12 protein-coding genes are annotated in these 9,518 nt (G+C 69.1%); 7 read left to right on the plus strand and 5 right to left on the minus strand.

The window, feature by feature from the left end; translation table 11 throughout:
• Positions 1-1,847 (minus strand): threonine--tRNA ligase (thrS, locus tag ACFE7U_RS16275; RefSeq protein ID WP_375410760.1); only part of this gene is annotated, 1,847 nt, incomplete at its 3' end.
• Positions 1,848-2,059: 212 nt separating this feature from the next.
• On the opposite strand from thrS, the gene ACFE7U_RS16280 reads away from it, so the two are divergent.
• Both ACFE7U_RS16280 and ACFE7U_RS16285 read left to right on the plus strand, forming a co-directional pair.
• A complete protein-coding gene (locus ACFE7U_RS16280) occupies positions 2,060-2,329 on the plus strand; it encodes a UPF0175 family protein (protein ID WP_375410761.1) in 270 nt (89 codons plus the stop codon).
• An 80-nt stretch (positions 2,330-2,409) separates the two neighbouring features.
• A complete protein-coding gene (locus ACFE7U_RS16285; RefSeq protein ID WP_375410762.1) occupies positions 2,410-2,820 on the plus strand; it encodes a DUF3368 domain-containing protein in 411 nt (136 codons plus the stop codon).
• Here ACFE7U_RS16285 and yidD read toward each other — a convergent pair.
• Both yidD and ACFE7U_RS16295 read right to left on the minus strand, forming a co-directional pair.
• Entirely contained in the window at positions 2,805-3,152 is a 348-nt protein-coding gene (yidD, locus tag ACFE7U_RS16290; protein ID WP_375410763.1) for a membrane protein insertion efficiency factor YidD, read from the minus strand. The two genes, ACFE7U_RS16285 and yidD, sit on opposite strands and share 16 nt — an antisense overlap.
• Positions 3,153-3,155: 3 nt before the next feature.
• Entirely contained in the window at positions 3,156-3,602 is a 447-nt protein-coding gene (locus ACFE7U_RS16295; RefSeq protein ID WP_375410764.1) for an iron-sulfur cluster assembly scaffold protein, read from the minus strand.
• A gap of 250 nt (positions 3,603-3,852) precedes the next feature.
• Here ACFE7U_RS16295 and folE point away from each other — a divergent pair, with 250 nt between their 5' ends.
• Genes folE through ACFE7U_RS16310 form a run of 3 tightly spaced genes read left to right on the plus strand, consistent with a single transcriptional unit; the run spans position 3,853 to position 6,138 of the window.
• The gene (gene folE, locus ACFE7U_RS16300) at positions 3,853-4,653 is read left to right on the plus strand and encodes a GTP cyclohydrolase I FolE (RefSeq protein WP_375410765.1); all 801 of its coding nucleotides are present in this window, start codon (positions 3,853-3,855) and stop codon (positions 4,651-4,653) included.
• A gap of 31 nt (positions 4,654-4,684) precedes the next feature.
• Positions 4,685-5,107 carry a phosphoribosyl-AMP cyclohydrolase gene (gene hisI / locus ACFE7U_RS16305; RefSeq protein ID WP_375410766.1) on the plus strand — a complete coding sequence of 141 codons (423 nt, stop codon included), beginning with the start codon at positions 4,685-4,687 and terminating at the stop codon, positions 5,105-5,107.
• The gene (locus tag ACFE7U_RS16310) at positions 5,104-6,138 is read left to right on the plus strand and encodes a patatin-like phospholipase family protein (RefSeq protein ID WP_375410767.1); all 1,035 of its coding nucleotides are present in this window, start codon (positions 5,104-5,106) and stop codon (positions 6,136-6,138) included. Before hisI ends, ACFE7U_RS16310 begins: the two co-directional genes overlap by 4 nt.
• A gap of 181 nt (positions 6,139-6,319) precedes the next feature.
• Here ACFE7U_RS16310 and ACFE7U_RS16315 read toward each other — a convergent pair whose 3' ends face one another.
• A complete protein-coding gene (locus ACFE7U_RS16315) occupies positions 6,320-6,751 on the minus strand; it encodes a CBS domain-containing protein (protein ID WP_375410768.1) in 432 nt (143 codons plus the stop codon).
• A gap of 169 nt (positions 6,752-6,920) precedes the next feature.
• On the minus strand, positions 6,921-7,748 hold the full coding sequence (locus ACFE7U_RS16320; RefSeq protein WP_375410769.1) for a rhomboid family intramembrane serine protease: 828 nt from the start codon (positions 7,746-7,748) through the stop codon (positions 6,921-6,923).
• A gap of 301 nt (positions 7,749-8,049) precedes the next feature.
• Here ACFE7U_RS16320 and ACFE7U_RS16325 point away from each other — a divergent pair, with 301 nt between their 5' ends.
• Complete coding sequence (locus ACFE7U_RS16325) at positions 8,050-8,658, plus strand: PAS domain-containing protein (protein ID WP_375410770.1); 609 nt, start codon at positions 8,050-8,052, stop codon at positions 8,656-8,658.
• A 258-nt stretch (positions 8,659-8,916) separates the two neighbouring features.
• On the plus strand, positions 8,917-9,507 hold the full coding sequence (locus tag ACFE7U_RS16330) for a PilZ domain-containing protein (RefSeq protein WP_375410771.1): 591 nt from the start codon (positions 8,917-8,919) through the stop codon (positions 9,505-9,507).
• Positions 9,508-9,518: the final 11 nt, after the last annotated feature.

Below are 9,518 nucleotides of genomic sequence, written 5' to 3' on the forward strand. Positions count from 1 at the left end.
GTGCGCTCCTCGCCCTCCTTGCGGCCGACGACGAGCATCACCGGCACCTTGGCCAGCGAATGCTCGCGGACCTTGTAGTTGATCTTCTCGTTGCGCAGGTCGCCCTCGACCCTGAGACCGGCCCGGTCGAGGGCGGCGATGACCTCGCGGGCGTAAGCGTCGGCATCCTGCGTGATCGTGGCGACGACGACCTGCAAGGGGGCCAGCCACAACGGAAAATGCCCGGCGAAGTGCTCGATCAGGATGCCGGTGAAGCGCTCCAGCGAGCCGCAGATCGCCCGGTGGACCATAACGGGTGCGGTCTTCTGGCTCTCGGCATCGACGTAGAAGGCGCCGAAGCGCTCGGGCAGGTTGAAGTCCACCTGCGTCGTGCCGCATTGCCAGTCGCGGCCGATGGCGTCGCGCAGCACGTACTCGAATTTCGGCCCGTAGAAGGCGCCCTCGCCCGGGTTGATCGACGTCTTGATCCGGCCGCCCGACTGCTCCTCGATCTGCCCCAGCACCCGGGTCATGACGTCCTCGGCATGGTCCCAGAGCGCGTCGGAGCCGACCCGTTTCTCGGGCCGGGTCGAGAGCTTCACCACGATCTCCTCGAAGCCGAAATCGGCGTAGGTGGAGAGGATGAGGTCGTTGATCGTCAGGCACTCGGCGGCGAGCTGGTCCTCGGTGCAGAAGATATGCGCGTCGTCCTGGGTGAACCCGCGCACGCGCATCAAGCCATGCATTGCGCCGGATGCCTCGTAGCGATGGACGACGCCGAATTCCGCCATGCGCAGAGGCAGATCGCGATAGGACTTCAGACCGTGCTTAAAGATCATGACGTGGCCGGGGCAGTTCATGGGCTTCAGCGCGAACCAGCGCTTGTCCTCGGCCTCGTCCCCCGCGCTCTGGGCCGCGAACATGTTCTCCCGGTACCAGTCCCAGTGTCCGGAGGTCTCCCACAGCGACTTGTCGAGGATCTGAGGGGCATTGACCTCGGAGTAATCGCCCTTCAGGCGCCGGCGCATGTAGGCGATCAGCTCCTGGAACACCGTCCAGCCCTTGGCGTGCCAGAACACGACGCCCGGCCCCTCCTCCTGGAAGTGGAACAGGTCCATCTCTCTTCCCAAGCGCCGGTGGTCGCGGCGTTCGGCCTCCTCGAGGCGGTGGAGATAGGCGTCGAGATCGGCCTGGGTCGCCCAGGCGGTGCCGTAGATTCGCGTCAGCATCGGGTTGTTGGAATCGCCGCGCCAATAGGCGCCCGCGACCTTCATGAGCTTGAAGGCGGTGCCGACCTTGCCGGTCGATGTCATGTGCGGGCCGCGGCAGAGGTCGAACCACTCGCCCTGGCGGTAGATCTTCAGGTCTTCGCCGGGCGGGATCGCGTCCACGAGTTCGACCTTGTAGGCCTCGCCCTTCGCCTCGAACAGCGCCCGCACGTCGTCGCGCGTCCAGATCTCCTTGGTGAAGGGCGCATCGCGAGACATGATCTCGCGCATCTTCGCCTCGATCTTCGGGAAGTCCTCCGGCGTGAACGGCTCGTCCCGCGCGAAGTCGTAGTAGAACCCGTTCTCGATCACCGGGCCGATGGTGACCTGCGTCTCCGGCCACAGGGCCTGCACGGCCTCCGCGAGCACGTGGGCGCAGTCGTGGCGGATGAGTTCGAGGGCGCGCGGGTCGGCGCGGTCGAGGAACTCGATGCGGGCGTCCTGCGCGATCGCGTCGTCGAGGTCGTGGACGACCCCGTCGAGCGCCATGGCGACGGTACGCTTGGCCAGCGACTTGGCGATGCCCTCGACGACGCTGCGTCCCGTGGCGGCCGCCTCGATGCTGCGGGTGTTGCCGTCGGGGAAGGTGAGGATGGGCATCGTGGGTCTCCTGGCTCACTCCTGCATACGGGGCAGGTAAGCGGGGGCTGTGTATCGCATGCCGATGGGCGGCGGCGCGGTTTAGACCGATTTGGCGCGGGAGGAAAAGGCGGAGCGGACGCGGGATACCCGTCGCTGGTGGCCGCTGGCGGTCCGGGAGGCTCGTGCTATACTTCCAGAGGGCCCTGGCAGAAGGCCCTGGAAGGCACGACGTGAACATCACTCTGCCCATCCCTGACGAACTCGCCCGCAAGCTCCAGACGGCCGGTGGGAGCGACCTCTCGCGACGCGCCTTGGAGGCCTTCGGGGCTGAGGAATACCGAGCCGGGCGGCTGACCCTCCCGGAGCTGCGCCGCATGCTCGGCTTCGACACGCGCTACGCTCTCGACGGCTTTCTCAAGGCTCGGGGTGTCTATCTGGACTACGGGGTCGACGACCTCGAGCAGGAGCGACGTGATCTGGCGCAACTCGGCTTCCGCTAAGGGCCATGCGCGCTGTCGTCGCCGATACCAGCCCGCTCAACTACCTCGTCCTCATCGGCTCGGTCCAGGTTCTGCCGGCGATGTTCGGCATCGTGATGGTCCCGGAAGCAGTCCGCGATGAACTCGATCAGCCGGAAACCCCCGCCGTTGTGCGGGCGTGGCTGGAATCGCGCCCTGCCTGGCTGACGATCCGTCCGGGTGTTCCATGCGAGGTCGATCCCGCGCTGGAGAAGCTGGACGTCGGTGAGCGTGAGGCGATTCGGCTTGCCATCGCCTCATCGGCCGACCTGATCCTGATGGACGATCGTGCCGGCGCCGCGGCGGCGCGCGAAAGGGAATTCAAGGTCATCGGGACGCTTGGCGTGATCGACCTGGCGGGCCGCAAAGGATTGCTCGACGTGAGGATGGCCATCCGATGCCTGCAGGCCACGAACTTCCGTTGCCGACCGGAACTCCTGCAGGATCTGCTCGTCCGTCATCGCGGATCGTAGGGCACCGATCGCTCATGGCTCTCCACCCCCTCGCACACGAACGGCGAGGGCGGCGCCTCGACGCCGCGCCAACGACCGTAGGTCCAAGGGCGATGCCACGTGGCCCGCTCCGGCAGCGCTTGCGGCACGAGGTCGATCCCATCGGTACCCCATGGGCCACACCGGCAGATGCGGGCGAACCCTATCCATCCTCCCGCCCACAGCCCGTGCCGCTGGATCGCCTCGTCGGTGTAGCTGGAACAACTCGGCCAGTGCCGGCACTGACGCCCGACGAGGCTCGATAGGGTGAGCTGGTAGCCGCGGATCGCCCAATGCGCGGCGCGGCGCATCATCTCCTACTCGGCGGCCTCACGCCGCGCCGCGACCTGGTCGAGGGCGTCGACGACGGCGTCGAAGGTAAGGAGCGTCGAGGCGTGGCGGGCCTTGAAGTCACGGACTGGTTCGAGCACGGCCAGATCGGCCCACTCGCCCCCCGGCGCGGGGCCGTCCTCCTTGAGCATCCGGCGCATGGCGGCCCGGACTTCGCGCAGGGTCTCGCTGCGGGCGCCGACCACGTGGCGGGCCATGATCGAGGCCGAGGCCTGGCCGAGCGCGCAGGCCTTCACATCGTGGGCGAAATCGGTGACGACGCCATCCGACCCGACCGCGAGATCGACGGTGACGGTGGAGCCGCACAGCTTCGAGTGTGCGCTGGCGCTGGCGTCGGGAGACGGCAGACGGCCCAGCCGCGGGATGTCGGCGGCGAGTTCGAGGATGCGGCGGTTGTAGATGTCGTCGAGCATGGCGCGTGAAGCCCGTGTGCTGGCGTAAACTATCCTGGCGTGAAACCCGCATCGCCCGAACCGCCGGCTCGCGAGCGCGGGGACCGGATCTGCGCCGACCGCATTGCGCGATCCGCGAAGAACAACGATATAGGCTCGAGCGTGCCGTTTCGCGAGGACGCGGTTCGTCGAGCAGTGTCGCGCCCACGGCCCTGAAGACCGCATTGTTCGGGCGCTGGCCGGTCGTCGAGACGGCCGAGATGATGCGACGATGTATGCCAAGCCCGACGCTACCGAGATGATGTCCCGTGTCGCGCGGGCGGGAGATGCCATGGATGCCGCGCTCAAGTCCCTCTCGTACCGCCTGAACGAGGTGCGGGACCCGAACCACGCGAGCGCCAACGGCGTCGACCGTGCCGAGCGGCGCAACGACAACGCCCCCGTCGAGGTGGCCCCCCTGCCCCCGTCGGCCGAACGCGTGCCCGCCGAGATCGCCATGGTGCGGCCGAGCCGCGAGGAGGCCGAGGCCGCCGTGCGCGTGCTCCTGCGCTGGGCCGGCGACGACCCGACCCGCGAGGGCCTGCTCGATACCCCCGCGCGGGTCGCCAAGGCCTACGAGCAGATCTTCTCCGGCTATCGCCAGGATGCCGACGCCTTGCTCGAGCGGGTGTTCGAGGAGGTCGAGGGCTATTCCGATATCGTGCTCGTGCGCGACATCCCGTTCTACTCCCATTGCGAGCACCACATGGTGCCGTTCATGGGGCTGGCCCACGTCGCCTACTACCCGAGCAAGGGCGTGGTCGGTCTCTCGAAGCTCGCCCGCGTGGTCGACACCTTCGCCAAGCGCCTCCAGACCCAGGAGACCATGACGGCGCAGATCGCCGACGTGATCGAGAGCATCCTCAAGCCCCGTGGCATCGCCATCTTGGTCGAGGCCGAGCACCTATGCATGGCCATGCGCGGCGTCCAGAAGGCGGGTGTCTCCACCATCACCACGCAGTTCCGCGGCGTGTTCAAGGGCGATGCCAACGAGCAGGTCCGCTTCCTGACCCTCGTGCGCAACAAGTCCTGACGCCGACCCACAGACGATCCAGACCGATGCGATGACCGATCCGACCGCCCGCTTCGCGCCTCCGGGCCCGCGTGCCGAGGTCGAGGAAGGCCTCGCCTTCACCCCGCGCTTCGACGCGCAGGGGCTGATCGCCTGCGTCGCCGTCGATGCCCATGACGGGCGCGTGCTCATGATGGCCCACATGAACGCAGAGTCGCTGGCCCTCACCCTGGAGACGGGCGAGGCCTGGTACTGGTCGCGCTCGCGGGGCGAGCTCTGGCACAAGGGCGCCACCAGCGGGCAGGTCCAGCGCGTGGTCGAGATGCGGGTCGATTGCGACCAGGACACCCTGCTGATCGCCGTGGATGTCGGCGGCGACGGCGGCTGCTGCCATACCGGGCGGCGCGATTGCTTCTACCGGACCGTCTCGTTCGATCCCGCCACGGGCCAGGCGAGCCTCGGGCTCGTTCCGTGAGCTGGGACGGCCTCCCCTATCGCGGGGTCGCCCTCTACCGGGACGGCTTCTCGGAGGGCATCGTCGAGCCCGTCCCGGTGCGGGCGCCGCGAGGGCCTCGCATCGGGCTCGCCCTCGGCGGCGGCTCGGCCAGGGGCTGGTCGCATATCGGCGTGATCGAGGTGCTGGAAGAGGCCGGGATCCATCCCGAGATCGTCGTCGGCTGCTCGATCGGCGCGGTGGTGGGCGGCTGCTACGCCGCCGGCAAGCTCGACCTGCTCACGGGCTTTGCCCTGTCGCTGACCCGGCGCAGCGTGATGGGCCTGATCGACGTCCGCCTCGGCTCGGGGCTGATCTCCGGTGACCGTCTGAGGCGGCGCCTGCAGCGCGATCTCGGCGACCGCCGCATCGAGGGGCTGCCGGTACGGTTCGCCAGCGTCGCGACGGAGCTCGGCAGCGGTGAGGAGGTCTGGCTGAGCCGCGGCCCCCTCGTCGACGCGATGCGCGCCTCCTACGCCCTACCTGGGATCTTCCCACCGGTCCGCCTCGACGGACGCCTGTTGATGGACGGGACGCTGGTCAACCCGGTTCCCGTAAAGGTCGCGCGCGCGCTCGGCGCCGATCTCGTCATCTGCGTGAACCTCAACGGCGAGGCACGCCCGACCCTCGCCGTGGCGATCGACCCTCCCGTGGCCGAAGCCGTCGCGACCGGTGTCGTCGAAGACCTCGCCGTCCGGCGGGGCTGGGCGATCCTGCGCGGCATGCGGGGTGCGGGCCGCCGCATGGCCGGAAAGCGCCGCCCGGCCCGTGAACCGGGCGCACCGGGCATGGCGCGGGTGATGCTCGATGCCTTCAACATCACCCAGGACCGGATCTCGCGGGCGCGGCTGGCCAGCGACCCGCCCGACGTCTCGGTCCAGCCCCAGATCGCCGGCATGGGGTTGTTCGAATTCCACCGGGCCGCGGAGGCGATCGCCCTGGGACGGCAGGCGGCCAAGGCCGCCCTGCCGGAGATCCGCGCCATGGCGGCCTCCGCCGCCGCGAGGGCCTGAGTCCGGGTCCGGAGACAGGGTCGGTTCTCTCCGCGCGCCCGAGCTCCTGCGCCCTTGCTCTTGGCCCGCTGACTCGACCCTTTCGAGCTGGGTCCCGGATCGCCTTCCGCTTCTCTGCTGGCGTCCGGGAACGGGTGATCGACCGATCCCGATATCCGGATCCGGAACCGATGGCGGGCCGCTACGCCATGGTGATGTAGTCGCGCATGGCCTGATGCTCCGCCTCGACGGCGGCGATCCGGCGCTTGACCACGTCGCCGATCGAGACCAGCCCGACGAGATGGCCGTCCTCGACCACCGGCACGTGGCGGAAACGGCCCTCGGTCATGATCTGCATCAGATCCTCGACGGTGGCGCTGCGCGAGCAGCTGGTCACCTGCGAGGTCATGTGGCCCGAGACCGGAGCGTCGAAGGCGGCGGCTCCGCTCTGTGCGAGGGCGCGCATGATGTCGCGCTCGGACAGGATGCCGAGCACGACGCCGTCGGTCTCCGCGACCACGACGGCGCCGATGCGCTTCTCGGCCAGCAGGTGGATCGCGTCGGCGAGGCTGCGGTGCGGCTGGATGGTGACGACGGACGAGCCCTTCTCGGACAGGATGCGCGCGACGGTCATGGGTCTCCCTCCCTCGGGGATTGTCGATGGCGTGCGCCGGGGCACGGCGGCACGAAAGGCGCGGCACGGATCCCGTGCCCGGCATGGGGAGAGTGTGTCGCCGCTGCGACCATCTGGCAAGGATGATCTCCGGTAACGCGCCCGCGGCTGTGGGCCGACGGACTAGGTCTCAGGAACGCCCCGTCCCGCGCCGGTCGATCAACGGCAGCAGGAAGAAGCCGACCGCGAAGCCGCCGAGATGGGCGTCCCACGCGATGGAGGTGCCGTCGGCCCCGAGCGGCAGGGCGATGACCCCGAACAGGAAGTTCGTGACCAGCCAGACCGCCAGGAAGACCGATGCCGTGCGGTTGCGCAGCAATTCCGGGATGGTCTGCAGGGGCGGCGGTGCGGGGATCTGCCAGGGCGGCGCCGAGCCGCGGTTCACCGGCGCGGGCTGGAACACGAAGCGGGCGGCGGCTGCCATCAGCGCCGAGACGCCGGCCGACGCTCCGACCAGCGGAGCGAGGCTCAAGGGATCGAGGACGAGATGCAGGACGGCGCCGGCCACCGCGCCGGCGAGCGCCAGGATGCCGTAACGCAGGGCGCCGCAACGCCGCGCCACCGGCGAGCCGAAGGCCGCGAGCCACACGCTGTTGAAGATCACGTGCATCCAGGAGCCGTGCAGGAGGGCGTAGGTGGCGAAGGTCCACGGCATCGCTTGCGGGTCCGCCACGATGTAGCGCGCGAACGACAGATAGGCGTCGGGCATGCCGGGATCGGACACCCTGCCCGAGGCCGCCGCCAGCAGGGCATCGGCCTGAGACGGGTCCATCGCCACCGTCAAGCGTCCCGGCAGCAGGGCGAGCTCGAGCAGCAGGGTGATGTCCCACGCATCGGGAAGGATGAATTCGCGAAGCGCGTGCACCGCCACCAGGATGCCGATCGAGGCCGAGACCACGCCCGGCATGTTGAAGACGGGAACGCGGCTCTGTCGCGGCAGGTCGGGCATGGCATCCATGACGCAACCATGTCGTGGCGCGAGGCGGGGCGGCAACCCCTCGGTCCGCAAAAAGGCGCTCACCGCCCGCACGCGACCCATCCGGGGATCTCCATTCCCGCCGTCGCCCGCGAACCACTCCCTGGCGCGGTGTCGCGGACGGGCCGGTTAACCCTGACGAAAGGTTAATGAAGCGTGGCTTTTGCGGTGGGCATAGGATGTGCGCTGAGCTTCCCGATATGCCGGGCGCCAGATCGCGTCCGGAGGAACCTGACCCTTTTTCGCACAGGCCCCCTCGTCGGGCTTGCCAGCGCGAGACATCATGAAACATCCCACGAGCCGCCTCCTCCATGCCTATTGGGACCGGGTCCGCCGGGACCGCGCCGCGCCCGAGCGCAGCGAGATCGAGCCCGGGGCGATCCGCAACCTTCTGGCCGACGCCCTCATCCTCTCTGTCGATGTTCCCGAGAGCCAGGCGGCCTTCCGGCTGGCGGGGACCCGCGTCTGCGCCCTGTTCCGGCGCGAGCTCCGGGGCAGCGACTTCGCGCAACTCTGGGGAGCGCCCGACGCCGATCCCTGGCGCCTCATCGAGACCGTGGCGACCGACACGGTCGGGATGGTGGCGGGGCTCCACGCTGAGACGGACCGCGGCGAGACCGTCGACCTCGAACTCCTGCTGCTTCCCCTGCGTCATCGCGGCCAGACGCAGTCGCGCATCCTCGGCTCGCTCAGCCCGCACGTGATCCCGCACTGGCTCGGGCTGCGTCCGCTCGTGCGCCTGCGCGCGACCTCGCTGCGGGTTCTCCAGCCGGTCTGTCCGCCGAACCTCGAGATGGACGGCGACGTGCTGCATGGCCTGCCGGCGCCCGCCAACGACAGCCTCCCGCGCCGTCACGGACATCTTCTGGTCCATCCGGGCGGTCGCGCCTGACAGACGTCGCAGGCTAGCGACCGGAACGCGGAAAACGCGCCGGAACAAGGCTTTCGTAACCAGGCTCCGCTAGCGTCTGGGCTCGTCCGGTGGCTGACGGGGATGGTCCCCCTTCATCCAGAGGTTGCCGGGCGGATCCTGACTGTGCCTTGAGGCCGCTTCGGCGGTGTGACGGGCTGGAGCTGACGCGCGATTGCCATGATCGAGGCCACCCTCAGTTCCGATCCCAAGTCCGATCCGAGGCATGATCTCCGGCGGATGCGCTCCGTCCGTTCGTCCGATCTCCGGCGGCATCAACGCGTCAAGGTCGCCCTGCTCGGCCGCTACATGCTGTCGGACCGTCAGGAATATCCCTGCCAGACCGTCGACATGTCGCCCGGCGGCGTCGGCCTCACCTGCGCGGTGCTCGGTGAGGTCGGCGAGCGCATCGTCCTGTATCTCGAGCAGATCGGCCGGATCGAGGGGACGATCGTCCGGGTTACCGCCACCGGCATCGCGGTGAAGCTCTCCGCGACCCTGCGCAAGCGCGACAAGATCGCCTCGCAGCTCACCTGGCTCGCCAACCGCGAGATCCTCGGCCTCCCCGAGGGTCGGACGCACGAGCGGCTCACCCCGCACGAACCGGGTGTGATGCTCCGCCTCGAGAGCGGGCGCGAGGTCGCCGCGCGGATCATCGATCTGTCGATGTCGGGTGCGGCCCTGTCCACGGTCACGAACCCGTCGCTCGGAGCCAGCGTGATGGTCGGGCGAACCCCTGCCCGTGTGGTGCGCTACTTCGAAGGCGGCATCGGCGTCCAGTTCATGCTGCCGATCTCGCCCGACCGCTTCCACGAAGGCCTGTCGCTCTAAGAGCCCATCGC

The organism is uncultured Methylobacterium sp., from assembly GCF_964251405.1.
Classification (GTDB): domain Bacteria; phylum Pseudomonadota; class Alphaproteobacteria; order Rhizobiales; family Beijerinckiaceae; genus Methylobacterium.